Source organism: Frigoribacterium sp. R86507 (assembly GCF_044597695.1).
Taxonomy (GTDB): domain Bacteria; phylum Actinomycetota; class Actinomycetes; order Actinomycetales; family Microbacteriaceae; genus Frigoribacterium.
Map to the genome: position 1 here is coordinate 588,453 of NZ_CP139002.1, position 24,366 is coordinate 612,818.

A 24,366-nucleotide genomic window follows, 5' to 3' on the forward strand; every position below is an offset into this window, starting at 1 on the left:
GGGGCTCCTTGCCGGGCCGAGGGTGCCGCCCGCGAGCGGGCGGCACCCCGTGAGCGCTACTTGACGGTGAAGCCCTGCTGCTTCGCGTAGGCGGTGACGTCGTCCTGCCACGCCGTGAGGGCGGCGGACAGGTCGGAGTGGTCGGCGATCGCCTTGCCGAGCGTGTCGTTGAAGCTCGAGTAGACGTAGTCCATGAACGGCAGCCACTGGAAGTCGGTGCTGACCGTGTCCGAGACGCCGGCGAAGAGCTCGTTGACCTTCTGGCCGCCGTAGAAGTCCGAGGCGGTGTCGGTGAAGTCGCTGCTCGACAGGGTGTCGGTCGTCGTCGGGAACAGGAACTGCTCGTTCGCGAAGGCCAGGGTCGACTCGGGGTCGCTGTTCAGGAACTTGCTGAACTCGGCCGCGGCGATCGGGTTCTGCGTGCCGGTGATGACGGCGTCGCTCGATCCGCCCCAGTTGCCCGAGACGTCCTCGCCGGCCTTCCACTGCGGGATCTTCGCGGCGGTCCACTTGCCACTCGTGTTCGCGGCCGTGCCCTGCAGGAAGACGGGGCCCCAGGCGGCGGTCTGCCAGCTGGCGTACTTGCCCGACGAGAAGCCCTGGTACCAGGCGTCGTTGAAGTCGGCGTCGGTCGAGACGAGGTCCTTGTCGATGAGGTCCTGCCAGAAGGTGACGACCTTCTGCGTCTCGGTCGAGTCGAGGTCGATGCCGACGGTCTTGTCACCGTCGTACGAGAACGGCTTGGCGCCGGCCTGCCAGAACAGCCCGACGATCTGGCCGGGGTCGTTGCCGGGCAGGTTCGAGATGTAGGAGTCGGTCTTGTCCTTGATGGTCTGCGCGTCGGTCGCGAAGTCGGCCCAGGTCTCGGGGGCCTTCGTCAGCCCGGCCTGCGCGTAGATGTCCGAGCGGTAGAGGTTGCCGAGGGGGCCCGAGTCCTGCGGCACGGACCAGACGCCGGTGTCGTCCGCGACCTGGTTCCAGACCCACGGGACGTACTTCGACTCGAGGTCCGCGCCTCCGTAGGGGGTCAGGTCGACGAGGCTGCCGGTCTGACGGAACGACGGGATGTACTGGTACTCGATCTGGGCGACGTCGGGCGCGCCCTTGCCGGCCTTCAGCGCCGTCCGCAGCTTCGGGTACTGCGCGGTGCCGGTGCCCACGTTGACGACGTCGACCTTGATCTTGGGGTACTTCGCCTCGAACAGGTCGACCTCCTTCTGGACGTCGGGCACCCAGGTCCAGAAGGTGAGGGTCGTGTCGGTGTCCATGGCCTTGTCGATGTCGGCCTGCGAGACCGGCGCGGTGGTCGACCCGCCGCCCGATCCGCCGGACGGCGCGCAGCCGGTCAGCACGAACGCCGACACGACGGCGAGTGACACGAGCGCCTTTGCTGTGGTCTTTCTCTTCATGGTGGTTCTTCCTCGAGGGGGTGGGGGAGTGGTGCGGGGGTCGGGTGGTGCGGTCGGAGGGGTGCGGGTCGGAGGGGCGGGGCGGCTCGCCTAGGACGCGGCGCCGGCGGTGGCGGCCTCGTCCGGGGCGGCGGCGTCGGCCTCGTGGCCCGCGTCGACGAGCTCGTAGACGTGGGCCGCGCGCGGGGCGAGGGTCAGGGTGGTGCCGGCGGCGACGACCTCGCGGGTCTCGAGGTCGCGGACCGCGGAGGGGGTGGTGACGGTGGCCTCGTGGGCCGACCAGTTCGACACGAACGCGAGCCCGGGGGCGTCGGCTCGTGACCCCGTGGTGACGGTGACCGTCTCGGTCGCCGCCCACGCGCCCGCCGCCGTGGCCGGCACGAGCCAGCGGGCGATCGACCGCGAGAGCTCGGGGTTCGGCACGGTCGCGACGTAGCTGATGCGACCGGCTCCGGAGGCGCGGGTCGTCAGCACCGCGTCGGCCCCGATCTCGGTCGGTGCGGCCCGCAGCACGACGGTGGCGTCCTCGACGTGCAGGACGTCGGCCCAGCGGGTGCCGGCCGAACCGGGTTCGAGGGCGAAGGGTGCGTCGGCCGGGTCGGTGGCGGCGTCGGGGGCCGTGCCCGCGCCTCCTGCGGTCGTGTCGTCGGAGCGCTCGGCGGTCCCGGCGTCCGCGACGTGGACGGCGAGGGGCTCGTCGAGGTTGGTGTACTCCTCGTACCAGACGCCCGCGGGGCCCGAGAGACGGGCGGGGGCGGGGTCGCGGCGGGCCCGGGCGAGCTCGTCGCCGTAGGCCGTCCGGATGCCGATCACGAGGTGGCCGCCGGCCTCGGCGTAGGCGATGAGCGCCGCGAGGGTCGCGTCGTCGACCACGTAGAGTGCCGGCACGACGAGCACGGGGTGCGTCGCCGCCAGCTCGGCCGGGTCGGCGGCGACGAACTGCGCCACGTGCTGGATGCGCACCTGCACGCCCGCCTCGGCGAGCCCGCGGTAGTGCGCGTCGAACAGGTGCAGGTACGACTCGGGGTCGGGGCCGCCGTCGGGCAGGGCGAGCGGCGGGTAGGTCTCGAACGACCACTTGGTCTCGGTCGACCAGAGCATCAGCACGTCGGCGTCGGGTTCGAGGCCGTCGACCGCGCCGCCGACGGCCTTGAGCGTGGCGCCCAGGGCCGCGACCTCGCGGTGGATGCGGCCGGGACGCTGGCTGTGCGGCAGCACGCCGCCCCAGTAGGTCTCGACGCCGAAGTGCAGCGTGTGCCAGTGCCAGTACTCGACCATGCGGGCGCCGCGGGAGACGAGCGCCAGCGCGGCCTGCTTGATCTGCCCGTCGAACGGCGGGTGGTTCTGCCAGGGGCCGCCGATCGACTGCGCGTTGGTCTCGGTGACGAGGAAGGGGGCCTGCGCCGACGAGAACGCCCGGTCGCCCCACTGCTGCAGGGCCCAGACGCCGGTGTGCCACCAGCCGGCCTCGCGGGGAACCTCGACGCCGAGCGTCAGGCCGTCCTGCATCTTGTAATAGGGGTTGCCGGCCGTCACGTCGAGGCTCTCGACGAGCCGCTCGTCGGCCACCTGCGGGCGCGAGTACGAGATGCAGGTGGTGACGAACTGGTCGTCCCGGGCGTACTCGCGGACGACGTCGGCCTGCCAGGCGATCAGCTCGTCGGCCAGCTCGCCCTGGAAGCGCCGCCACTCGAGGTCGTACTGCGGCTGCACGTTGCCGTCCGGACGCCAGAGCTGCGACCACTCGGTCAGGCGGTGCGACCAGTAGACCAGGCCCCACTCCTCGTTGAGGCGCTCGACCGTGCCGTACTTGCGCTGCAGCCAGGCCACGAAACGGTCGAAGACCTGGTCGTTGCGGGGGCGCTCGTTGCCGGGCTCGTTGTCGACCTGCCAGCCGATCACGGCGGGGTGCCCGGCGTAGCGCTCGACGACCTTGCGCACGACGCGCTCGGCGTAGAAGCGGTAGGCGGGGTGGCTCTGGTCCATCTCCTGTCGGGCGCCCCAGCCGGCGCGCACTCCGGTCGTGCGCTCAGCGGCGATCTCGGGGTGGCGCACCTGCAGCCACGGCGGCACCGCGTAGGTGGGGGTGCCGAGGACCACCGCGATGCCCCGGGCGTGGGCGCCGTCGAGCACGGGCTGCAGCCAGTCGAGGTCGAACTCGCCCTCGCGCGGCTCCCACGTCGACCACACCGACTCGCCCACCCGGATCACCGTGAAGCCCGCCTCGACCATCAGGTCGAGGTCGCGGTCGAGGGTGCCCGCCTGCTGGTACTCGGCGTAGTAGGCGGCTCCGAAGAGAACCCCGGAGTGGCGTGGTGCTGACGTCATCGTTGACCCGTTCGTGTGTGTCGGCTGCGGTGGCGACCGCCGACGTCGTCCCGCGAGTGCTCGGGACGTCGAATGGATGTTGTCGATAACATCGGCGTCTGCGGAGAACGTAACCCACGCCCCGCCGCCTGCGCAAGACCCCACTTCCGACCGCTCCCCGCGCCCCCGCGCCGCGCCTCCTGCCCTGCCCTCGCCCTGCTCGTCCTCGCCCTGCTCGCGTCAGCCGCGCGCCCTCCGGTGTGCAAATCGCGACAACCGCACCCTCGATCGGACGTCTGCGCGGAAACGAGCGGCGTGTCGGACGCGCTTCGTCGCGATTTGCACGCCGGGGACGTCGCGGGAGGTCGGGTTCGGCACGCCGGCGCGCGCGGCGGCGGACCGGAGGCCAGGAGGCGCGGGTCGGGTCGGGCGTGCGCGGCGTCGGACGGCGGCGGACCGGCGGCGAGGAGGCGCGGGTCGGGTCGGGCGTGCGCGGCGTCGGACGGCGGCGGACCGGCGGCGAGGAGGCGCGGGTCGGGTCGGGCGTGCGCGGCGGCGGACGGGCCGCGGACCGGAGGCCAGGAGGCGCGGGTCGGCCCGCGCCCCGGGGCGTCAGCCGCGCGCGGGTGCGGTCGAGGCGCGCGCCACGAGGGACGGCACCGGCAGGCGGCTGGCCGTGTCGGGGCTCCGCCCCTCGATTCGGGCGATGAGCGACGTCATCACGTGCGCCCCCTCGAAGCCGAAGTCGAGCGCCACGGTGGACAGCGACGGCACCATGAACCGCGCCTCGGGAGTGTCGTCGTTGCCGACCACGCTGACCTCGTGCGGCACCGAGACCCCCTCGGCGGCGAGGGCGGCGAGCAGCCCCATCGCCATGGCGTCGTTGGCGACGGCGACGCCGGTGAAGTCGTCGGTGCGGGCGGCGAGCCGCAACCCGATGTCGTAGCCGGCCGCCGCGGACCAGTCGCCGACGTCGGTGACCGTCACCGCGCCTCCGGACGCGGTCGTGGCCCGGTGGAACCCGTCGGCGCGCTCGCGGGCGGCCAGCCACTGGTCCGGCCCGGCGACGTAGGCCACGCGGCGGTGGCCGAGGTTCGCGAGGTGCTCGGCCGCCACCCGGCCCGCGTGCTCGTTGATCGACTCGGTGGTGCCCTCGACCATCAGCCCGAAGTCGCGCGCCACGGGTACGGAGATCGCGCGGCGTTCGAGCGCCGACCGGGCGACGGCCGTCTGCGCCGTGACGACGATGCCGGCGATCTGCTGCCCGAGCATCAGGTCGAGGGCGTCGTCGACCGAGCGTTCGTCGACGCCGTCCATCGACACGATGTCGGTGACGTAGCCGAGCGAGCGTGCGGCCTCGGTGGCCCCGGCGATGGTGCGGGCAGGGCCCGACTGCTGCATGTTGTCGGCGAGCAGCCCGATGCGGTTCGTCCGTTGCAGGCGCAGGTAGCGGGCCGCCGAGTTGGGGCGGTACTCGAGCTCGGCGAGTGCCTGCTCGACCTTCTCGCGGGTGGCGGGACGGATGCCCTCGAAGCCGCGCAGGAACCTGCTGACGGTCTGGTGCGAGACGCCCGCGCGCTTCGCCACGTCGTAGATCGTGGCGTCTTTCATGTCCCGAGGGTAGCGGTGCCTCGTGCCCCGCCGGGCGTCGGATGCACGAGACCCCACGAAGTCGCCGAGACCCTTCGGCGCGCACGGGTGTGTCGGCGCGTTCCTGGGGTGTGGGCGAGTTCCTGGGGTGTGGGCGCGTCCGGCTAGGCGGTGCGCTCGATCTCGCGGGTGATGCCGACGAGCACGCGCCGCATGTACGGCGCCCAGGCGAAGCGCACGATGCCGCGCACGATCGCCCCACGTCCCGGGCGGGCGAAGAACGAGTAGGTCCAGTCGACCCGGGTGCGTCCGCTGGGCGTCGCCCGGTAGCTCCAGTCGGCACGGCCACCGGTCACCAGCCGCCCGAGCAGCCCGGTGAACTCGCTCAGCTCGTAGACGAAGACCCCGTCGGGCTCCACGCGCACCAGGCTCTCGACGACGCTGCTGCCGTCCGACAGCTCGAGCCGGCGGGTGCGCCCCACGGCGTCCCACGGGCCGGACTGGTCGTGGACGGCCACGACGGCCGGGATGACTCCCGCCCGTGGGTAGAACCCGACGGGGGTCAGTGGCGTCGCGATGCTCCACGCCCGGTCGAGCGGGGCGGCGGCGACGCGCGCGGTGCTCGCGCTCGCGGTGACGGTCATGCCGGGCATTCGGAACGGAGGGCGCGAACGACGGGACGGGTCCTCCCCAGGCGCCCCGCGCCTCCTGACCGTCCCCCGAGGAGGCGCGGATCGACTCCCGGGGACGGCGAACGAGAGCAGACTGGCCGCGTGAAGACGACGACGTTACCCACCACCGACCGCCCCGCCTCGACCATCGTCCTCGGGCTCATGCGCATCTCGGGCATGACCGACGACGCGATCCGTGAACTCGTGGCCGAGGCCCGAGACCTCGGCATCGACTTCTTCGACCACGCCGACGTGTACGGCGACCACCCCCACCACTGCGAGCAGCGCTTCGGCGACGCCGTCACCATGACCTCGTCCGAGCGCGACGCGGTCCAGCTGCAGAGCAAGGTCGGCATCCGCGACGGCTTCTGGGACTTCTCGACCGAGCACATCCTCGAGTCGGTCGACGCCTCGCTCGCCGCCCTGCGCACCGACCGCCTCGACGTGCTGCTGCTGCACCGGCCCGACGCCCTCGTCGCACCCGACGAGGTGGCCGCGGCCTTCGACCAGCTGCACGCGAGCGGCAAGGTGCGCCACTTCGGCGTCTCGAACCACACGCCCGCCCAGGTCGAGCTGCTCAAGCGCAGCGTGACGCAGCCGCTGATCGTCAACCAGGTGCAGCTCAGCATCACCCACGCGCCGCTGATCGCCGCGGGCGTCGCGGCCAACATGGCGGGGCTCGACCAGTCCGTCGACCGCGACAACGGCATCCTCGACTACAGCCGCTTGAACGACATGACCCTGCAGGCCTGGTCGCCGTTCCAGAAGGGCTTCTTCGACGGCGTGTTCCTGGGCGACCGCGACGGTTACCCCGAGCTCAACGACGTCATCGACGAGCTCGCCACGAAGTACGACGTGCCGACGTCGGCGATCCCGGTCGCCTGGATCACCCGGCACCCGGCCGAGATGCAGGTCGTCCTCGGCACGACGAGCGTCGCGCACCTCCGCGACAGCGCCGCGGGGTCCGACGTGCCGCTCACCCGGCCCGAGTGGTACCGGCTCTTCACGGCGGCCGGGCACACGCTGCCGTAGCGCGCCGGGCTGCGGCGGGCTGTGCGGCGCCCGTCGGTCCGCACCCATCTCCTTCTTCCGGTCGCCGCTCGCCGCCACGGATTAAACAAACCGCCATCTTTTTGCGTGGCGGCTTGTTTATTCCGTGGCGGGGTGGCGGGGTGGCGGGGTGGCGAGCCGGGCCGGGCCGGGCCGGGCCGGGCCGGGCCGGGCTGCGCGGCGCAGCCCCGCGCGGGGTCACACGCCGACCGGCCCGGGGGGAATGTCCTAGGGTCGACAGGGCGTTGGGACGCACAGATCGGTGCAGAGGCCGAGGCGCCTCCCGCGCCCCGCCCGCACCCCGAAGGGACCATCGTGACCCAGCCCAAGATGAACGTCGAGTCGTTCAACCTCGACCACCGCACCGTCGCCGCGCCCTACGTGCGCGTCGCGGACCAGAAGACGCTGCCGCACGGCGACGTCATCACGAAGTTCGACGTCCGGTTCACGCAGCCGAACGAGGCGCACCTCGACATGGCGTCGGTCCACTCGCTCGAGCACCTCTTCGCCGAGCACTCCCGCAACCGCTCGGGTGACGTCATCGACTTCTCGCCGATGGGCTGCCAGACAGGGTTCTACCTGATCCTGCAGGGCGACCCCGCGATGGACGACGTCCTGTCGCTCATCGAGGGCACCCTCACCGACATCACCACCGCCACCGAGGTCCCCGCGGCCAACGAGGTCCAGTGCGGTTGGGGCGCCAACCACACCCTCGAGGGTGCGCAGGGCGTCGCCCGCGACTTCCTCGCGGCCCGCGACGAGTGGTCGACCGTCACCCGATGACCGGGACGCACGCCGCGCCTCCTGCCGACGGTGTCGCGGCGCTCGCCGCGCCGTCGATCATCGTGATCGTGGCGATGAGCGACGAGGCCGAGCCGTTCGTGTCACGGGCGTCGCGCGTCGACGAGCCGGTCGCCGTCGGCGGGTCGCTGCAGCGCGTCGTCGAGATCGACGGGGTCGAGCTGCTGCTGGTGCAGAGCGGCATCGGGTTCGTCAACGCGGCCGGGGCGGCCACCTCGGCCATCGTGCGGGCGGGCTCGCTCGAGGGTGTGGTGCCGACCGTGATCAGCGCCGGCACGGCCGCGGGCATGGGGGCCGGCATCGAGATCGGCGACGTCGTGGCGGGCTCCGAGTACGTCAACCTCGACGCCGACGCGCGCGTGTTCGGTTACCGGCTGGGACAGGTGCCCGGCATGCCGGCCAGCTTCCACGCCGACGAGGCCCTCATGGAGGCGGCGGTCGCCTACGACACGTCGGTCTCGTCGGTCTCGTCCGACACGGGCGATGCCTCGGGCGGCGGTGTCGCGTCGAGCGTGTCGAGCGCCTCGGGCGGCGGCTGGGCCGTGCGGCCCGGCTTGATCGCCTCGAGCGACGCGTTCATGACCGCCGAGCGCGTGATCGGCGTGCGGAGCGCCTTCGCCGACGTCGTCGACGTGGACGCCGTCGACATGGAGTCGATGGCGATCGCCCAGACCTGTCACGTCCACCACGTGCCGTTCGTCTCGGTGCGCGGCATCAGCGACCTCGCCGGTCCGGACGCCCACGACGTGCACGACGAGAACCTCGCCCTGACGGCGGGGCGGTCTGCGGACGTCACGATGCACCTCGTCCGGGCGATCACCGCCCGCTGAGCAGCTGGCCGTGGCCGTGGCCGTGGCGCGCCGGGCGCCGTGCGTGGCACTGCCCGGCGACCGCGCCGCATGCTGCTCCGGTCCTCGGCAGCCAGCCCGCGCCTCCTTCTCGATGCACCCGGTTTCGAACGATGCACCCGGTTGCTCGTGGGTGCATCGTTCGGAACCGGGTTCATCGGCACCCGCCGCGCTCACGTCACGAGCCTGAAACACGCGTGCCGTCGCGACGAAACCCGCGTTTCGTACGCTGACGACGACCACCCGGCATCCCCACGATCAGGAGTCCCGATGTCCCAGCCCTCGTCCGTACCGGCTGCCGCCGGCGGCGCACCCGTCGACACCGTCGAGAAGCACCCCGTCGACCGCGTCCCCCCGCTGCGGAGGCTCTTCCCGCTCGGCCTCCAGCACGTGCTCGCGATGTACGCCGGGGCGGTCGCCGTCCCGCTGATCGTCGGCGGAGCGCTGGTCGGCATGGGCCGGCTCGAGCCCGGCGACATCGCGTACCTGATCAGCGCGGACCTGTTCGTGGCCGGCATCGCGACGATCGTGCAGTCCGTGGGGTTCTGGCGCTTCGGGGTGCGGCTGCCGTTGATGCAGGGCTGCACCTTCGCCGCCGTCGGGCCGATGATCGTGATCGGCGGCGAGTACGGCATCACGGCGATCTACGGCTCGGTCATCGCGAGCGGCGTCTTCATGATGCTGCTGGCGCCGTTCTTCTCGAAGCTGGTGCGGTTCTTCCCGCCGATCGTCACCGGCACGGTCATCCTGATAATCGGCGTCTCGCTGATGGACGTCGCGGCCGGATGGGTCGGAGGAGGCACGGGTTCCGACGACTTCGGACGTCCCCTCGACATCGCCTTCGCCGCGGGCACCCTGCTGCTGATCATCCTGATCGAGCGGTTCGCGCCTCCTGCGCTCCGCCGCCTGTCGATCCTGCTGGGACTCGTCGTCGGCACACTCGTCGCCTGGCCGTTCGGTCTGACCGACTGGAGCGGCGTCGGCGAGAGCGCCTGGTTCGGCCTCGCCCTGCCGTTCCACTTCGGGCTGCCGACCTTCCCGGTGAGCGCGATCGTGTCGATGTGCATCGTCGGCCTCGTGATCATGACCGAGACCACCGGGGACATCATCGCGGTGGGTGAGATCGTCGACCGGCCGGTGACGCCGCGTCGCCTCGCCGACGGGCTGCGGGCCGACGGACTGTCGACCGTCATCGGCGGCATCTTCAACACGTTCCCGTACACCGCCTTCGCACAGAACGTGGGGCTGGTCAGCATCACGGGCGTGAAGTCGCGGTACGTGGCGACGCTGGCGGGCGGCATCCTCGTGGTGCTCGGCTTGGTGCCCGCGCTCGGGGCCGTCGTCGAGGGCGTGCCGGTGGCGGTTCTCGGCGGAGCCGGCGTCGCGCTGTTCGGCATGGTGGCGGCGAGCGGCATCCGGACGCTGTCGAAGGTGCGGTTCACGAACAGCAACATCCTGATCGTGGCGGTCGCTCTGGGCGTCAGCCTGCTGCCCACGGTCAGCCCCGAGATCTACGCGCAGTTCCCGACCTGGTTCACGATCGTCTTCGACTCGGGCATCAGCGCCGGGGCGATCGTCGCCGTGCTGCTCAACCTGCTGCTCAACTCGCCCCGGGTGCAGGCGCGCGACGAGGGCGCGGACCGAGACGTGTCGGCGCACGACGCCGTGCGGGGGCCTGCGGCACCGGCCGGGGTGACCGAGCGCGAGGTCTGAGCCGGGGCCCGGGCCGCCGGGCGGGGTGTGAGTCGACCCCGGCCCGCGTGCCGGGCGGGGCTCGGCTCGGTCGGCAGGCCTGGCTCGGCCCGGCCCGGCCCGGCTCGGCTCGGCGCGCCCCTGCGTCGCACCATCGACTGAACGTCGCACCGCGCATGTCGGCGGTGCGACGTTCATTTCGTGGTGCGACTCGTGATCCGGTACGTACCGGATCAGGCTCAGGGGGCGAGGGCCCGGCTCGGCTCCGTTCGGCCCGGCCCGGCTCCGTTCGGCCCGGCCCGGCTCCGTTCGGCCCGGCCCGGCCCCGCGTCGCTCGGCTCGGCCCGGCCCCGCGTCGCTCGGCTGGGCCCCGCCCGGCTCAGCGCCCGCCGGCGAGGCGCCAGAGTCGGTCGCGGGACATCGGCAGCTCGTACGGCCGCACGCCGAGGGCGTCGCGGATCGCGTTCGCCAGGGCCGGGGCCACCGGGTTGTACGGCGCCTCGCTCATCGACTTGGCACCGAGGGGGCCGAGGTCGTCGTGCGTGGTCGCGAAGTGCACCTCGGTCTCGGGCACGTCGCCGAACTTGGGCATCCGGTAGTTGCGGAATGCCGTCGTCAGCACGCGCCCCTCGTCGTCGAGCATCATCTCTTCGTAGAGCGCGGTGCCGATCGCCTGCGCCGTGCCGCCCTCGACCTGACCGCGCAGCTGCTCGGGGTTCAGCACGACTCCGGCGTCCGCCGCCTGCACCGAGCGCAGCAGGCGCACCTCCCCGCTCGCCCGGTCGACGGCGACCTCGAAGCCGTGCACGTTGAACGCCACCGAGCGCGGGGTGCCGTCGTGGGCCCCGTCGGCGGCGAGCGGACCGTCGGCCAGCAGCCGTTCGCTCGAGACGAGGACGGTCGCGTCGACGCCGGGGCCGACCCGCACCACGACGCCGCCCGCGACCACCTCGGGGGCGGTGGCGGTGTCGACGGCGTGACCCGCGCCTCCTGCGATCGCCAGGGCACGGTCGACCATGGCCGCGCGCAGCTTGTGGGCCGCGGCGAGCAGCGCCTTGCCCGCGACGACGACGCCGGCCGAACCGTAGGCCCCGGTGTCGTAGCGGGCCACGTCGGTGTCGGACTGACGGACGACGACCCGGTCGGGCGTGGTGCCGAGTGCCGAGGCGACGAGCTGGGTGTGCACGGTCGTCGTGCCGTTGCCGAACTCGGCCGTGCCGACGCCGATGTCGTAGCGGCCGCCGGGCAGCAACTCGATCGAGGTGTCGGCGAAGTGACCGCGCGGCGGGATCGTCGCGATCATCGCGAGGGCCATGCCTCGTCCGGTCGACCAGGTCGGGCCGACGGGGGCAGGAGGCGCGCCCTCGGGAGCAGGAGACTCCAGCGCCTGCTCGACCAGGTCGAGGCACTGGTCGAGTCCGTAGCTGCCGATCAGCAGGTCGCTCTCTTCGTCGGGGTCGGTGACCACCATCGGGTCGCCGGGGACGATCACGTTGCGGCGGCGGAACTCGAACGGGTCGATGCCGAGCTCGCGGGCCAGTTCGTCCATCGCGGACTCGACGGCGAAGACGACCTGCCCGAGCCCGTACCCGCGGAACGCCCCCGAGGGCAGGTTGTTCGTGTAGACCGACTCGGCGTCGACGCGCTTGTTCGGGCAGCGGTAGACGCTGGTCGACTCGTGCACCGAGTGGTACATGACGCCGACGCCGTGGTTGCCGTAGGCGCCCGTGTCCATCAACTGGTCGACGTGCATCGCGGTCAGCACCCCGTCGCTCGTCGCGCCGACCCGCACGCGGACCCGCATCGGGTGGCGGGTCGGGGCGATCGTGAACTCGTCCTCGCGGGTGAACTCGTACTGCACGGGTCGTCCGGTGCGCAGCACGGCGAGGGCGACCAGGTCTTCGGTGATCAGTTCTTGCTTGCCCCCGAAACCGCCGCCCACGCGGGCGGCGAAGACCCTGATCTGCTCCTGCGGCAGTTCGAAGACGTGAGCCAGCTCGTCCCGCACGAGGAACGGCACCTGGCTCGCCGTGCGGATCACGAGGCGTCCGTCGTCGTCGAGCCAGCCGCGTGAGGCGTGCGTCTCGAGGGCTCCGTGCGAGACGCGCTGCGTACGCCAGGTGCCCTCGACCACCGCGTCCGCCGCTGCCAGGCCGGCCTCGACGTCACCGGTCTCGTCGTGCATCGCGGCCACGGTGTTGCGCTCGGGGAACGCGATGCGCGACACCTCGCTGGTCTTCTCGCCGTGCAGCAACGGGGCCCCGGGCGTGCGCGCCGTCTCGGGGTCGAACACGGCGGGCAGGGGTTCGTACTCGACCACGATCGCGGCCAGGGCGTTCGTCGCCGTGCGGACGTCGTCGGCGACGACCGCGGCGACGCGCTGCCCGCGGAACCGCAGCACGGGGTCGAGGACGAGTCCGTCGTCGGGGTCGTCCTCGCGGTCCTCGTGGCGACCGGTCGAGAACAGGGTCGCGGGGGAGTCACGGTGCGTCAACACCAGGTGCACCCCGGGCAGCGCCTCGGCCGCGCTCGTGTCGATCGACGTGATGCGGGCGTGTGCGTGCGGGCTGCCGAGCACGGCGAGGTGCTGCAGCTTCGTCGTGCTGCGGAAGTCGAGCGTGTACGGCTCGCTGCCCGACACCACGCGCATCGCCGCCGGAGCCTTGACCGAACGTCCGGCCGCCTCGCCGTCGGCCGGGGACACCGTGTTCGAGACGCCGCAGATCGCGTCGCCGATCGCCCGGTACCCCGTGCACCGGCAGAGGTTGCCCTTCAGGAGGCGCGGGAGGTCGTCCGCGTCGGCCTCGGTGAACGTCGAGGCCGTCACCACCATGCCGGCGGTGCAGAAGCCGCACTGGAACCCGGCCGCGTCCGCGAACGCCTGCTGCACGGGGTGGGGGTGTTCGGGTGTGCCGAGACCGGCCGCCGTCGTCACGGCCCGGCCCTCGAGCCGGTGCGCGGGATAGATGCACGAGTGCACGGGGTCGCCGTCGACCAGCACCGAGCAGGCGCCGCAGTCGCCCGCGTCGCATCCCTTCTTGACCGAGTGGACACCGTTCTCGCGCAGCACCGTGCGCAGCACCTGACCGGGTGCGAGGTCGGCGTCGAGGGGCAGGCCGTCGACCTCGAACGTGACGTGTCTCGGGGTCATCGCGCGCCTCCGGGGGTCGTGGTGGCGGGTGGCGTCGACCTCGCCCGCGCGGTGGCGCTGCGGGGGTCGTGGGTCGCCTCCCGGTGAGGTCGTGCCCGGCCGGCCGGGACGAGCACGTCGGTGGCCGGCTGCCCGAGCTCGACGCGCAGCTCGTCGGCGAAGCGGGTGCTCATCGCGCGACGCCAGTCGGGATCGCCGTGGGGGTCGGAGTACCAGCAGTCGACCCGGGCGAGGGCGTCCGCCAGGGCCCGTTCGCCGGGCACCTCGTCGAAGCGCAGCTGGACCGGACGGGTCGTCCCCGCCGTGACGGTGACGACGAACTCGCCGTCGAGGCCGAGTCGGGCCGTGACCAGCGTGCCCGAACGGCCCAGGGGACTCAGCGAGATGCGCCGGAACCCGGTGCGCGAGCGCAGCGAATCGACCGGCACCTCGAGCGCGCGCAGCACCTCGCCGGGCTCGAGGGCGTTCTGCACCACCCCGGTGACGAAGGTGGACACCGGCTGACGACGCTCATCGCCGTCGGTGGTCCACACGAGGGCCGTGGCGTCGAGGGTCGCCATGAGCGAGGTCATCGCCCCGGCCGGCAACCCGAGGGCGACGTTGCCGCCGACCGTCGCGACGTTCCAGATCTTGAACGAGGCGAGCAGCGAGTTCGCGCACTGGTCGATCAGCGGGTGGGCGGCCCAGTCGTCGTCGGCGGGCAGCCGCAGCAGCTCGGCGATGGTGCAGGTGGCGGCGATGCCGACGACGTCGCGGCCGTCGTCGGCACTGCCTCGCTCGACGGGCGTCCACCCGAGCGAGGTCAGGTCGACCAAGCCGGTCAGCCCGGGTTGCCGTTCGGAGAACAGCCACGTGCCGCCGCCGAGGGGACGCTCGCCGGGCGCGAAGACGATCTCGTCTCGACGTGACGGGGTGCGGATCTCGCGAACGGTGGTCAGGTCCATGGGAGCACCCACTCTGCACGACCGGGGTTTCGAGCATGTGTCGGCTCGCTCGGCGTCGAACGACCGTCACCGATCCTCGTGCCCCCGCTCGGAGCCCGGGAGGCGCGGGTCGGCCAGCCGCTCCCGTCGCGTCGGGGCACCGTCGCTAGGGTGTGCGTCATGATCGAGCTCGACGACGCCACCCTGCGTTCGCATCTGCTGGCCGCCCTGAACGTCGAGCGATGGGCCGACGACGTCGCCGCGCAGTCGCCGTTCGCCGACGCCGACGCCTTGATCACGGTCGCGGCCGCCGCCGCGACGCCGCTCAGCGCCGCCGAGATCGACGAGGCGATGGCGCACCACCCGCGCATCGGCGAGAAGCCGGTCGGCGACGGGGCCGCCCAGGAGTTCAGCCGACGCGAGCAGGGCTCGGCGGCCGACGCCGACGACGAGACCCTCGCGCAGCTGCTGGCCGAGGGCAACGCCGCGTACGAGCAGCGCTTCGACCGGGTGTTCCTCATCCGCGCCGCCGGTCGGAGCCGGGCCGAGATCGTGGGCGAGCTGCACCGGCGGCTCGGGCTCGACGACGACACCGAGCAGCGCATCGTCGGGGCGGAGCTGCGCGACATCGCCCTGCTGCGGCTGCAGACGACCTTCGCCGAGCCGGCGTCCACCGGCCGCACGGACGAGGTCGGCGCATGAGCCACGTCACCACGCACGTCCTCGACGCCGCGCTGGGCCGCCCGGCGGCCGACGTCCCCGTCGCGCTCTTCGACGCCCAGGGTGTCGAGCTCGCCACCGGAGTCACGAACGCCGACGGGCGCGTGCCCGAGCTCGGCCCGGACGCCCTGCCCGCCGCCGACTACCGACTCGTCTTCGAGACCGCCGCCTACTTCGCGGCGTCGCGGCGTGACACGTTCTACCCGCGTGTGACGATCGACTTCACCCTCGCCGACGAGTCGAGCCACTACCACGTGCCCGTGCTGCTCAGCCCGTTCGCGTACTCGACCTATCGCGGCAGCTGACCCCCCTCGCACGGCGGCTCAGTAGTCGGTGCGGTGGTCGTGGGTCAGCCACGCCTCGAACGGCGCCGGCGCGTTCGTGGGGCGCACCTCGTCGACGGGGAGGTCCCAGGTGGACCGGTCGCGCGCGAAGAGCTCGTAGAACTCCAGGTCGTCGAAACCGCCGCGCGCGGCGTCGTGCCGGTCGGCGGCGTACACGACCCGGTCGACCCTCGCCCAGAGCGACGCCGAGAGGCACAGCGGGCACGGTTCGCACGAGGTGTAGAGGGTCGTGCCGGCGAGGGAGAATTCGCCGACCGCCTGGCACGCCGCGCGGATCGCGGTGACCTCGGCGTGCGCGGTGGGGTCGAGGTTGGCCGTCACCCGGTTCTGCCCCTCGGCCACGAGCTCGTCGCCACGCACGATGACGGCCCCGAACGGTCCGCCCCCGTTCGCCACGTTCTCGACGGCCAACTCGATCGTGCGCGCCAGCCAGCGGGCGTCGTCGGTTCCGGTCACGGTGTCTCCTCGGGGTGTGGCGGGTGTGGGGTCGATGGACTCGACGACGCTCATGCGAGGCCCGCGGACGCACGCCAGGCGTCGTGGGCCGGCGGCGCGTCGTCACGCAGCACGGTGGCCTCGATCAGACCGTACGGGCGATCGGCGGCCCAGAAGACCTCGCCCGGGTTCTCGAGGCCGAAGGGTGAGAGGTCGTAGGCGAAGTGGTGCTTGTTGGGTGCCTTGAGACGCACCTCGACGATCGAGGGGATCGCCTCGAGGACGGCCGTGCCCATGTGCCACAGGGTCTGCTGGAGGGCGAGCGACTGCAGGGTGGCGAACTCGCGGACCATCAAGCGCTTGACCTCGGCGTACGTGGCCTCCCAGTCGACGTCGGTCGTGCCGAAGCGCCATTTCGCGTCGAGGGCCGTCGCCATGACGCGGTCGTGCGTCTCGGGCAGGGTCGTGAACTCGTCGGTCAGGAACCCGGCGAACTCGGAGCCGGTCGACTTGAGCAGGACCAGGTCTTTCAGGCCGCCCACGACGTACTCGCCGGTGTCGTCGACCGTGACGGCGGCGGTCCGGACCTCTTGCCCCGAGCGCAGCCAGGTGTGGTCGTGCTCGGTGCCGTCGACCACGGCCCGCTGCCAGTCGTACTGCTCGATCTCGATGCGGGCGCCCGTCACGGGCTCGACGTCGTGCACGAAGTGGCGGGCGAGCTCGAGCCCGAAGCGCTCGACGGCCTCGACGCCCTTCGACTTCGCGAAGGCGAACGCGGTGTTCTTCTGGGTGTCGGTCGGCAGGACGGCGCTCTGGTCGCCGCGGAGGTACGCCGCGTCGAAGGGGCCGCGCAACGCGGTCGTGACGTTGACGTCGCGGATCTCGTGTCGGGGCCCGTCGCGGTAGAAGCGCACGAGTCGCGACTCTGCTTTGCCGTACTGGTTGTCGCCGAGGATGATCGCCATGCGGCGATGATCACACAACCGTGTGAACGACTTGTTTCACGATCGACGAATTGTGAACAACTCGTTTCAGAAGGCTTGTCGGGACGAGGCGTCCACTCGCTACTGTGCTGGGCATGGCGATCTCCGAGGCGACCCCAGCGCCCCCGTCGGGCCCCGTTCCCGCGACTCCGATCCTGCAGCCCCTGTCGCCGGGCGACCGTGACGGGGCCGTTCCCTACGTGCCCGCGACACTCGCCACCACCCTGTGGGGGCGCTTGCCCTGCGCCTCCGACGAGCCGGTGCTCACGATCGACCCGGGCACGGCCGTCCTCATCGACACCCTCAGTCACGAGGGCGTGCTCGACGACCAGGGGCGTGACCCCCGGGCCTTCTTCGCCCGTCACGGGGTGCCTGCCGACCACGTGCTCGACGACGCGGTCGCCCTGGCCGCCGCGGGCGACGAGCGGCACGGCCGAGACCCCGCCGCCGACGGACCGCACGTCGTGACGGGGCCCATCGCGATCCGCGGGGCGCAGCCCGGCGACGTCGTCACGATGACCCTGCTCGACGCGACGCCGCGGGTGCCCTACGGCGTCATCTCGAACCGTCACGGTCGCGGCGCCCTCGCCGGCGAGTTCCCGCTCGAGGCCGGCCCGGTCAGCGTCTTCGCGGCCGTCGACCACGAGCCCGACGGTTCACTCGTCGGCACCCTGCCGCTCGTACCCGGCGCCGAGCACACCGTGCGGTTCCCCCTGCACCCGTTCCTCGGCATCATGGGCGTCGCCGTCGCGGGCGACGAGCGACCGCACTCGGTGCCGCCGGGCTCACACGGGGGCAACGTCGACATCGCCCTGCTGACCGAGGGCGCCTCCCTGCACCTGCCCGTCCAGGTGCCCGGGGCCCTCGCCTACGTCGGCGACCCGCACTTCGCCCAGGGCGACGGCGAGGTCGCACTCACCGCGATGGAGGCCAGCCTGCGCGTCACGGTCCGCTTCGACCTGGTGCCGCGTGCCCAGGCCGTGGCACTGTTCGGCGAGATCGCCGGGCCGCTGGCCGAGACCGCCGAGTTGCTCGTGCCCACCGGTCTCGACGAAGACCTCGACGAGGCGGTCCGCGCCTGCGTCCGCGCGGCGATCGACCTGCTCGAGGCCCGCTACGGCATGGACCGCAGTCTCGCCTACGCCTACCTGTCGGCCGCGACCGACTTCGACATCTCGCAGGTCGTCGACCTGGTCAAGGGCGTCCACGCCCGCATCCGCAAGGCGGACTTCGGTGGTTGATGCGACGCCCCCCGACCTGCCCCGGCACGAGGAGGCACGGGTCGGCTCGGGCACCGTCCCCACGACCGTCGAGGGTGACGTGCCCGACGGCCTGAGCGCCGCGTTCGACGCCTACGAGCGGGCGCTCGCGGCCGACGACCAGGTCGCGCTCGCCGCCGCCTTCGAACCGACCGCCACGGTGATGCGTGCCGACGCCGGTGGTCTGTTGGTCGGGCACGACGCCATCGCTGCCTTCCGGGGGAGGCGGGGCTCGGGTCCGGTGCGTCGTGTGGTCGAGTGCCACGTGCGGGTCCTCGACGCCGACACCGCCCTGGTCGTGTCGGTCAACGCCCCGGCCTCCGGTGGACGCGGTGTCGTCACGCAGCTCTGGCGCCGAGAGTCGGGTTCGGGTTCGGGTTCGGGTTCGCAGGGTGCTCGCCCGTGGCGGATCGCGTCGGCGCAGGTGCAGGCGTCGCCTCCGGCGATCGACCGCCGGGTCTGGCGGGTCGTGGGCGAGCCGCTCGTCTCGGGTCGGCGCGACGACGGGGTGACCGACACCGCGCCTCCTGCGGGCTCTCGGGCTGAGTCCGGCGGTGGTGGAGGCGGTGCGCCGCCGTCGGCACGAACGCTCGCAGGCGAGACCGTCGCCGTGAAGGACCTGTTCGCCGTCGCGGGCCACGCGATCGGCGCCGGGGTGCCTGCACGGCTCGCCGGTGCGACCCCCGAGACCCGGCATGCGGCCGCGGTGCAGCACCTGCTCGACGCCGGAGCCGACCTGCAGGGCATCGCCCAGACCGACGAGTTCGCGTACAGCATCGCGGGCCGCAACTCGGCCTACGGCACCCCACCGAACCCCGCCGTGCCGGGGGCGATCTCGGGCGGTTCGACCAGTGGCCCGGCGGCGGCCGTGGCCCTCGGGCAGGCGAGCATCGGCCTCGGCACCGACACGGGCGGGTCGCTCCGGGTGCCCGCGTCGTACCAGGGCCTCTGGGGCCTCCGCACGACGCACGGGGCCGTTGACCGTGCCGGTCTCCTGCCGCTCGCGCCGAGCTTCGATACGGTCGGCTGGTTGACGCGAGACGTCGACCTGCTCCGCCGGGTGGCCGAGACATCGCTGTCGGCAGCCGATCAGGTGCCGGTCGAGCCGTCCTACGTGGTCGACCCCGGACTGCTCGCCTCGGTCACGCCCGAGGTGCGGGCCGAGTTCGGGCGGGCCCTCGACAAGGCGACCGCGGCGGGACGCATCGAGCGTCCCGAGCCGGTCGTGCTGGGCGACGTCGCGCAGCTGTTCGAGCTGTTCCGCGTGCTGCAGGCCTTCGAGGCCTGGCAGTCCGACGGCGACTGGATCACCGCGCATCCGGGCGAACTCGCCGCCGACGTGGCGGCCCGCTTCGCGTTCGGCGCGACGATCTCGCCCCGGCAGGCCGAGGAGGCGCGGGTCGCCCTCGGCCACGAACGTCACCGTCTCGAGTCCCTCCTCGACGGGCGGGTGCTGCTCCTGCCGAGTGCGTCCTCGGCCGCGCCCTCGCTCGGCGCGACCCCCGCCGAGGTGGACGCGGTGCGCTCGGCGACGCTCGGTCTGACCTGCGTCGCCGGCGTGCTCGGTGCTCCTGCCGTCTCGGCGCCCGTCCTCGAGGTGCCACTGGCCTCCGGGCGGCGGGCACCCGTCGGGCTGTGCCTCGTGGGGCCGCGCGGGTCGGACCTGTCCCTGCTCGACCTCGCGGCGACCTGGGCGACCTGATGCTCGCCGCTGACGGGGGCCGAGGAGTTCACCTGCATGAAACACGGGTTGCGTAGGGTGGGCCGGGTGAAACGCGTCTTCCAGCCGATCGACCCGCCCGCCCGCCTGTTGATGGGCCCCGGCCCGATCAACGCCGACCCCCGGGTGCTCCGGGCGATGTCGGCGCAGCTCGTCGGGCAGTACGACCCCGCCATGACCGCCTACATGGACGAGACCCAGGCGCTCTACCGTGAGGTGTTCCAGACCTCGAACGAACAGACCCTGCTCGTCGACGGCACCTCGCGCGCCGGCATCGAGGCCTCGCTCGTCTCTCTGATCGAGCCGGGCGACAAGGTGCTCGTGCCCGTCTTCGGCCGCTTCGGGCACCTGCTGCGCGAGATCGCCGAGCGCTGCGGGGCCGAGGTCCACGTCATCGAGGTGCCCTGGGGGCAGGTCTTCGCCCTCGAGACCATCGTCGAGGCGATCGAGCGCGTCCAGCCGAAGCTGCTCGCGGTCGTGCACGGCGACACCTCGACGACCGTCGCCCAGCCGCTCGAGGGGCTCGGCGAGGTCTGCGCCCGCCACGGCGTGCTGTTCTACACGGACGTCACGGCGTCGATCGTCGGCAACACCTTCCGCACCGACGAGCTCGGCCTCGACGCCGTCAGCGCCGGCCTGCAGAAGTGCCTCGGCGGCCCCTCGGGGTCCTCGCCCGTCACCTACGGCGAGCGGGCCGTCGAGGTCATCCGGGCCCGCACGTCGATCGAGGCCGGCATCCGCACCGAAGGCGACACGACGAGCGCCCACCGGATCGCCTCGAACTACTTCGACCTCGCGATGATCTTCGACTACTGGGGCCCTCAGCGCCTCAACCACCACACCGAGGCGACCACGATGCTCTGGGGCGCCCGCGAGTGCGCCCGCCTCGTCGTCGACGAGGGCGTGGACGCCGTGGTCGCGCGACACGAGCTGCACGGCCGCGCCATGCTCGCCGGGGTGCAGGGGCTCGGCCTCGAGACCTTCGGCGACCTCGCGCACAAGATGAACAACGTGGTGGCCGTGGTGATCCCCGACGGGGTCGACGGCGACCGGGTGCGTGGCGCCCTGCTCGCCGACTTCGGCATCGAGATCGGCACCTCGTTCGGCCCGCTGCACGGCAAGGTCTGGCGCATCGGCACGATGGGCTACAACGCGCGTCGCGACACCGTCCTCACGACCCTTGCCGCGCTCGAGGCCGTGCTCCGTCGCGAGGGCGCGCCGATCACGAGCGGCGGCGGCGTCGGGGCCGCGTACGACGTGTACCTCGACGTGGACCGCTCGGCGTCGGCCGCGACGTCCGAGGCGACCCGCGCCTCCTCGGTCGTCCCCGACCAGCAGTCGCCCGACCTCGACGCGGCGACCGCCGGAGGCGCGGCCCCGGAAGGAGGCGCGGCGTGAGCCCCGAGGCCACCACCGTCCCCGAGGGCGGTCCCCTCGACGAGGCCCGTCTCGTCCTCGAACGCTGCGACGCCCTGGCCGCGGTCTCGAGCAGCCCGACCGGCATCGAGCGCGTGTACCTCTCGCCCGAGCACGCCCGGGTCAACGCGATGGCCGGCGGATGGATGCGACAGGCCGGCATGACGACGTGGCAGGACGCGGCCGGCAACCAGCGCGGCCGCTACGAGGGCACCGAACCCGGCCTGCCCGCCCTGCTGCTCGGCTCGCACCTCGACACGGTGCCCGACGCCGGCCGGTACGACGGCATCCTCGGCGTGCTGCTCGGCATCGCCCTGGTCGAACGGCTGTCGGCCCGGGGCACCCGCCTTCCCTTCGCGATCGAGGTGCTCGCCTTCGGTGACGAAGAGGGCACCCGCTTCGGCACCGCCCTGCTCGGTTCCCGCGCGGTCGCCGGCACCTGGCTGCCCGAGTGGTGGTCCCTGGCCGACGCGGCCGGCACGACGCTGCGCGAGGCGTTCCTGGCCTTCGGTCTCGACCCCGACCGGGTCGCCGACGCCGCCCACGAACCGACCGACGTGATCGGCTACCTCGAGACCCACATCGAGCAGGGCCCCTACCTTGAGGAAGCCGATCGGCCGCTCGCCGTCGTCTCGTCGATCGCCGGGGCGCGACGTTTCGAGCTGACCCTGACCGGAGTCGCCGGACATGCGGGTGGCGTGCCGTTCCACCGTCGGCACGACGCGCTCGCCGGCGCCAGCGAGATCGTCCTGGCGGTCGAGCGCCTGGCCCGCGAGGCCGACTGCATCGCCACGGTCGGCCGGTTGCAGGCCTTCCCCGGCGGGGTCAACGTCATCCCGGGGCTCGTCGAGTTCAGCCTCGATCTCCGCGGCGAGCACGACGACCGTCGTGACCAGGTCTGGGCCGACATCCAGGCCGTCGCGACCGAGGTCTGCGAGCGTCGCGGCCTGACCTTCTCGGTGGACGAGACCCACCGCGCGCCGGCCGTCGTGGCCTCACCGCGCCTCCGGGGGTTCGTCCGCGAGGGCATCGCCGCCACCGGCGACGCCGACCCGATGGTGCTGTTCTCGAAGGCCGGGCACGACGCCATGGCCGTCGCCGAGATGACCGAGTGGGCCATGCTCTTCGTCCGTTGCGGCAACGGCGGCATCAGTCACCACCCCGACGAGATCGTCACGATCGACGACGTGGCCGTCGCGCTCGACGCCTTCGAGGCCGCCGTGCACGCGGTCGCCGCGGCGCACCCGGTCGCGGCGCGGGCGTCCGCGTGACCGGGCCGCACGGCGACAACACGCGCGGCGACGACGCGCACGGCGACGTCGCCGCTGCCGCCGCCACCGCCGGTGCGGAGCAGTCGGAGGGCGCAGGAGGCGCGGGCCCGGTCGAGGGGGCGGGCATCCGTGATCGCATCGACTCGGGCTACGGCCGCCTCTCGCCGCAGGAGCAGCGAGCCGCCGACTTCATCCTCGACCACCTGGACGACCTCGCCGTCTACACCGCGACCGAGATCGCCGAGCAGAGCGGGGTCTCGAAGGCGACGGTGTCGCGGTTGTTCCGGCGGCTCGGCTTCACCGACGCGCAAGAGGTGCGCGACCAGGCGCGGGCGTCGCGCAGCCGTGGCGTCCCGGTCGGGCCGACCCGCGCCTCCGGGGGGCTCGCCGAGCACGCCGAGGCCGAACGACGCAACCTCGACGTGATGCTCTCGGGGCTCGCCGACGGCCGGCTCGAGCGGGCCGCGGCGTTGGTCGCCGGGGCCGAGCGCGTCGTCGTGGCCGGGTTCCGCAACAGCTACCCGGTGGCACTCCACCTGCGGCAGCAGCTGGTCCAGGCGCGGGACGACGTGCGCGTGGCGCCGCAGCCCGGTCAGTCCATCGGCGAAGAGCTGGTCGGGCTCGGGGCGCGGGACGTCGTCGTCCTCGTGGGGTTCCGCCGTCGGCCGGCCGGCTTCGCCGGCGTCCTGTCGTCCCTGGCTGCGCGCGGCGTGCCCGTGGTGCTCGTGGCCGATCCGTCACTGCGCGGCGTCGACGTGACCGTGAGGCTCGACTGCCCGGTCGAGACCCCGGCCCCGTTCGACAGCTACGCGAGCGCGATGAGCCTGGCCGCCCTGCTGGCCGGGGCCGTCCTGACCGAGACCGTGCGCGCCGGACGCCCCGAGGGTGGCCGCAGCCGCGTCGCCGAGATCACCGAGCTGTACGCCGAGCTCTCCGAGCTCGAGTAGGCCGACAGCCGACTCTCGAGGTGCAGGACCGACCAGCGGGTCACGCACGCCGAGGGGCTGGCCGTGCTCAGCGGCGCAGCACCGGCCCGTGACCCGGCAGCACGACCCGCGCCCCGCGGTCGACCAGGCGGCCGTAGGTGCGGCCCGCCTCGGCGAGGTCGGAGTGGAAGATCGGGTGCAGCATCTGCACGCCGTCGAGCCGTGAGGTCGGGTGGCCGGTCACGAGGGCGTCGCCTGTGATCAGGACGTCGTCGTCGGGCAGCGCGAAGACGGTGTGCCCGGGGGTGTGACCGACCGCGGCCGTCGGCACGACGCGGTGACCGCTGAACGTGCGTGACGCCCCGAGGTCGAGCGGCACGACGTCGGTCACGGCCACGTCGCCCAGGCCTCCGGCGCGCACCGCGTGCAGCACCCAGCGGGCGAACCGCGGCTTGTACAGGTGCGGCAGGACGTCGCCGACGGTGACCTGGTGCAGCTGCTCGCGGGTCACGTTCGGCACCTCGGCGGGTGCCGCGAAGACCTCGAACTCGTGCCGCCGACGCAGGGCCGTGACGGTGCCGATGTGGTCGCTGTGCCCGTGCGTCACGAGGACCGACGTGAGTCGGGCGTCACCGGCGCCCGTCGCCGACGCCACGGCCCGCAGCGACGACTCCACCAGCTCGAGGTCGGCCGGGTAGCCGGCGTCGACCAGCGTCAGCGTGCCGTCGCCCGCGAGGATCGTCCAGTTGGACGCGGGACCCTCGACGAAGTGCACGCCCGGGGCGACCTCGAGGGGAGCCGCCGCCCCCGTCGGGCTCACGCCGCGACCTCGAGGGAGGTGACGCGACCG

Annotated in this window: 20 protein-coding genes; 11 read left to right on the forward strand and 9 right to left on the reverse strand. The window is 72.9% G+C overall.

What is annotated here, in order from left to right; translation table 11 throughout:
- Window positions 1-56: 56 nt before the first annotated feature.
- The 4 genes from SJY14_RS02955 to SJY14_RS02970 all read right to left on the reverse strand — a co-directional run bounded on the left by SJY14_RS02955 (window position 57) and on the right by SJY14_RS02970 (window position 5,950).
- Window positions 57-1,409, reverse strand: a complete 1,353-nt coding sequence (locus tag SJY14_RS02955; RefSeq protein WP_071256096.1) for an ABC transporter substrate-binding protein — start codon at window positions 1,407-1,409, stop codon at window positions 57-59.
- A gap of 90 nt (window positions 1,410-1,499) precedes the next feature.
- Window positions 1,500-3,737: a beta-galactosidase gene (locus SJY14_RS02960; protein ID WP_396599764.1), complete on the reverse strand. Its 2,238-nt coding sequence runs from the start codon at window positions 3,735-3,737 to the stop codon at window positions 1,500-1,502.
- 591 nt (window positions 3,738-4,328) lie between these two features.
- Window positions 4,329-5,327 carry a LacI family DNA-binding transcriptional regulator gene (locus SJY14_RS02965; protein ID WP_071256099.1) on the reverse strand — a complete coding sequence of 333 codons (999 nt, stop codon included), beginning with the start codon at window positions 5,325-5,327 and terminating at the stop codon, window positions 4,329-4,331.
- Window positions 5,328-5,470: 143 nt separating this feature from the next.
- Window positions 5,471-5,950, reverse strand: coding sequence for an SRPBCC family protein (locus SJY14_RS02970; RefSeq protein WP_255364245.1), 480 nt, complete (start codon window positions 5,948-5,950; stop codon window positions 5,471-5,473).
- 129 nt (window positions 5,951-6,079) lie between these two features.
- On the opposite strand from SJY14_RS02970, the gene SJY14_RS02975 reads away from it, so the two are divergent.
- The 4 genes from SJY14_RS02975 (at window position 6,080) to SJY14_RS02990 (ending at window position 10,389) form a co-directional block, all read left to right on the forward strand.
- Complete coding sequence (locus SJY14_RS02975; RefSeq protein ID WP_071256103.1) at window positions 6,080-7,009, forward strand: aldo/keto reductase family oxidoreductase; 930 nt, start codon at window positions 6,080-6,082, stop codon at window positions 7,007-7,009.
- Between the two features lie 348 nt (window positions 7,010-7,357).
- Complete coding sequence (locus tag SJY14_RS02980; protein ID WP_043597358.1) at window positions 7,358-7,810, forward strand: S-ribosylhomocysteine lyase; 453 nt, start codon at window positions 7,358-7,360, stop codon at window positions 7,808-7,810.
- Entirely contained in the window at window positions 7,807-8,658 is an 852-nt protein-coding gene (locus SJY14_RS02985) for a 5'-methylthioadenosine/S-adenosylhomocysteine nucleosidase (protein ID WP_083396335.1), read from the forward strand. The genes SJY14_RS02980 and SJY14_RS02985 overlap by 4 nt, the downstream gene beginning before the upstream one ends.
- A 288-nt stretch (window positions 8,659-8,946) precedes the next feature.
- Window positions 8,947-10,389, forward strand: a complete 1,443-nt coding sequence (locus tag SJY14_RS02990) for a nucleobase:cation symporter-2 family protein (RefSeq protein WP_083396336.1) — start codon at window positions 8,947-8,949, stop codon at window positions 10,387-10,389.
- Between the two features lie 358 nt (window positions 10,390-10,747).
- Here SJY14_RS02990 and SJY14_RS02995 read toward each other — a convergent pair whose 3' ends face one another.
- Window positions 10,748-13,519, reverse strand: a complete 2,772-nt coding sequence (locus tag SJY14_RS02995; protein WP_071256104.1) for a molybdopterin cofactor-binding domain-containing protein — start codon at window positions 13,517-13,519, stop codon at window positions 10,748-10,750.
- Window positions 13,516-14,463, reverse strand: a complete 948-nt coding sequence (locus tag SJY14_RS03000) for an FAD binding domain-containing protein (RefSeq protein ID WP_071256108.1) — start codon at window positions 14,461-14,463, stop codon at window positions 13,516-13,518. The genes SJY14_RS02995 and SJY14_RS03000 overlap by 4 nt, the downstream gene beginning before the upstream one ends.
- 159 nt (window positions 14,464-14,622) lie before the next feature.
- Between SJY14_RS03000 and uraD the strand changes: the two genes are divergently transcribed.
- Window positions 14,623-15,144 carry a 2-oxo-4-hydroxy-4-carboxy-5-ureidoimidazoline decarboxylase gene (gene uraD / locus SJY14_RS03005; RefSeq protein WP_071256110.1) on the forward strand — a complete coding sequence of 174 codons (522 nt, stop codon included), beginning with the start codon at window positions 14,623-14,625 and terminating at the stop codon, window positions 15,142-15,144.
- Complete coding sequence (uraH, locus tag SJY14_RS03010) at window positions 15,141-15,467, forward strand: hydroxyisourate hydrolase (RefSeq protein ID WP_071256112.1); 327 nt, start codon at window positions 15,141-15,143, stop codon at window positions 15,465-15,467. The genes uraD and uraH overlap by 4 nt, the downstream gene beginning before the upstream one ends.
- A gap of 18 nt (window positions 15,468-15,485) precedes the next feature.
- On the opposite strand, the gene SJY14_RS03015 is transcribed toward uraH, so the two are convergent.
- Together SJY14_RS03015 and pucL are read right to left on the reverse strand one after the other, a co-directional pair.
- Window positions 15,486-15,962 carry a nucleoside deaminase gene (locus tag SJY14_RS03015; RefSeq protein WP_071256520.1) on the reverse strand — a complete coding sequence of 159 codons (477 nt, stop codon included), beginning with the start codon at window positions 15,960-15,962 and terminating at the stop codon, window positions 15,486-15,488.
- Window positions 15,963-16,012: 50 nt separating this feature from the next.
- On the reverse strand, window positions 16,013-16,906 hold the full coding sequence (pucL, locus tag SJY14_RS03020) for a factor-independent urate hydroxylase (RefSeq protein ID WP_043596242.1): 894 nt from the start codon (window positions 16,904-16,906) through the stop codon (window positions 16,013-16,015).
- A 113-nt stretch (window positions 16,907-17,019) separates the two neighbouring features.
- On the opposite strand from pucL, the gene SJY14_RS03025 reads away from it, so the two are divergent.
- From SJY14_RS03025 to SJY14_RS03045, 5 genes are all read left to right on the forward strand, one after another.
- On the forward strand, window positions 17,020-18,165 hold the full coding sequence (locus SJY14_RS03025; protein ID WP_083396338.1) for an acetamidase/formamidase family protein: 1,146 nt from the start codon (window positions 17,020-17,022) through the stop codon (window positions 18,163-18,165).
- Entirely contained in the window at window positions 18,158-19,885 is a 1,728-nt protein-coding gene (locus tag SJY14_RS03030) for an AtzH-like domain-containing protein (protein ID WP_255364246.1), read from the forward strand. The genes SJY14_RS03025 and SJY14_RS03030 overlap by 8 nt, the downstream gene beginning before the upstream one ends.
- 66 nt (window positions 19,886-19,951) lie before the next feature.
- Window positions 19,952-21,301, forward strand: a complete 1,350-nt coding sequence (locus tag SJY14_RS03035) for an alanine--glyoxylate aminotransferase family protein (protein ID WP_304457118.1) — start codon at window positions 19,952-19,954, stop codon at window positions 21,299-21,301.
- On the forward strand, window positions 21,298-22,590 hold the full coding sequence (locus SJY14_RS03040; RefSeq protein ID WP_071256113.1) for an allantoate amidohydrolase: 1,293 nt from the start codon (window positions 21,298-21,300) through the stop codon (window positions 22,588-22,590). Before SJY14_RS03035 ends, SJY14_RS03040 begins: the two co-directional genes overlap by 4 nt.
- Window positions 22,587-23,537: a MurR/RpiR family transcriptional regulator gene (locus tag SJY14_RS03045; RefSeq protein WP_255364247.1), complete on the forward strand. Its 951-nt coding sequence runs from the start codon at window positions 22,587-22,589 to the stop codon at window positions 23,535-23,537. Before SJY14_RS03040 ends, SJY14_RS03045 begins: the two co-directional genes overlap by 4 nt.
- Before the next feature lie 67 nt (window positions 23,538-23,604).
- Here the strand turns inward: SJY14_RS03045 and SJY14_RS03050 are convergent, their stop codons facing one another.
- A complete protein-coding gene (locus SJY14_RS03050) occupies window positions 23,605-24,336 on the reverse strand; it encodes an MBL fold metallo-hydrolase (RefSeq protein WP_071256114.1) in 732 nt (243 codons plus the stop codon).
- Window positions 24,337-24,366: the final 30 nt, after the last annotated feature.

Excerpts from the sequence above, each read along its gene's own strand:
- SJY14_RS02955 (WP_071256096.1), bottom strand. The coding sequence starts at position 1,409 with ATGAAGAGAAAGACCACAGCAAAGGCGCTCGTGTCACTCGCCGTCGTG.
- SJY14_RS02960 (WP_396599764.1), bottom strand. The coding sequence starts at position 3,737 with ATGACGTCAGCACCACGCCACTCCGGGGTTCTCTTCGGAGCCGCCTAC.
- SJY14_RS02965 (WP_071256099.1), bottom strand. The coding sequence starts at position 5,327 with ATGAAAGACGCCACGATCTACGACGTGGCGAAGCGCGCGGGCGTCTCG.
- SJY14_RS02970 (WP_255364245.1), bottom strand. The coding sequence starts at position 5,950 with ATGACCGTCACCGCGAGCGCGAGCACCGCGCGCGTCGCCGCCGCCCCG.
- SJY14_RS02980 (WP_043597358.1), top strand. The coding sequence starts at position 7,358 with ATGAACGTCGAGTCGTTCAACCTCGACCACCGCACCGTCGCCGCGCCC.
- SJY14_RS02985 (WP_083396335.1), top strand. The coding sequence starts at position 7,807 with ATGACCGGGACGCACGCCGCGCCTCCTGCCGACGGTGTCGCGGCGCTC.
- SJY14_RS02990 (WP_083396336.1), top strand. The coding sequence starts at position 8,947 with ATGTCCCAGCCCTCGTCCGTACCGGCTGCCGCCGGCGGCGCACCCGTC.
- SJY14_RS02995 (WP_071256104.1), bottom strand. The coding sequence starts at position 13,519 with ATGACCCCGAGACACGTCACGTTCGAGGTCGACGGCCTGCCCCTCGAC.
- SJY14_RS03000 (WP_071256108.1), bottom strand. The coding sequence starts at position 14,463 with ATGGACCTGACCACCGTTCGCGAGATCCGCACCCCGTCACGTCGAGAC.
- uraD (WP_071256110.1), top strand. The coding sequence starts at position 14,623 with ATGATCGAGCTCGACGACGCCACCCTGCGTTCGCATCTGCTGGCCGCC.
- uraH (WP_071256112.1), top strand. The coding sequence starts at position 15,141 with ATGAGCCACGTCACCACGCACGTCCTCGACGCCGCGCTGGGCCGCCCG.
- pucL (WP_043596242.1), bottom strand. The coding sequence starts at position 16,906 with ATGGCGATCATCCTCGGCGACAACCAGTACGGCAAAGCAGAGTCGCGA.
- SJY14_RS03025 (WP_083396338.1), top strand. The coding sequence starts at position 17,020 with ATGGCGATCTCCGAGGCGACCCCAGCGCCCCCGTCGGGCCCCGTTCCC.